Origin of the sequence: Pseudoalteromonas sp. SR45-6 (assembly GCF_014163545.1) — a bacterium.
Taxonomy (GTDB): domain Bacteria; phylum Pseudomonadota; class Gammaproteobacteria; order Enterobacterales; family Alteromonadaceae; genus Pseudoalteromonas; species Pseudoalteromonas rhizosphaerae.
Genome location: NZ_JACJDM010000196.1, coordinates 1 through 406, shown reverse-complemented (window position 1 = coordinate 406; position 406 = coordinate 1). Strand labels below are relative to the sequence as shown.

1 rRNA gene is annotated in these 406 nt (G+C 36.7%); it reads right to left on the bottom strand.

Annotated features, from left to right (window positions below):
- Positions 1-337 precede the first annotated feature (337 nt).
- A 16S ribosomal RNA gene (locus H5158_RS22890) occupies positions 338-406 on the bottom strand; the annotation flags it as partial.

The window sequence follows — 406 nt, the reverse complement described above, 5'->3', positions numbered from 1 at the left end:
CAACTGCCAAGGCATCCACCGTGTACGCTTAGTCACTTAACCATACAACCCAAACGGGTCTTTGTTTTGTGACAGTTTAACTTCGCCAGAAGTTAATATTGAATACTAAAGTAGATACCAATCAACAAACGTAAACGTTCATTAAATGGCACTGAATGATACTGCTATCATTCTTTTTTACTTTTGAAAACTCTGTACAAATACACTGTATTTATACGAATTTTATTATCAGCTTTTCCAAATTTTTAAAGAGCATATTAATTAGTTAAACCCAATGGGCAAAACTAACTAACAATCATCTGTGTGGACACTACGAACAAATAAGTTCTAAATCGTATAAGGAGGTGATCCAGCCCCAGGTTCCCCTAGGGCTACCTTGTTACGACTTCACCCCAGTCATGAATCA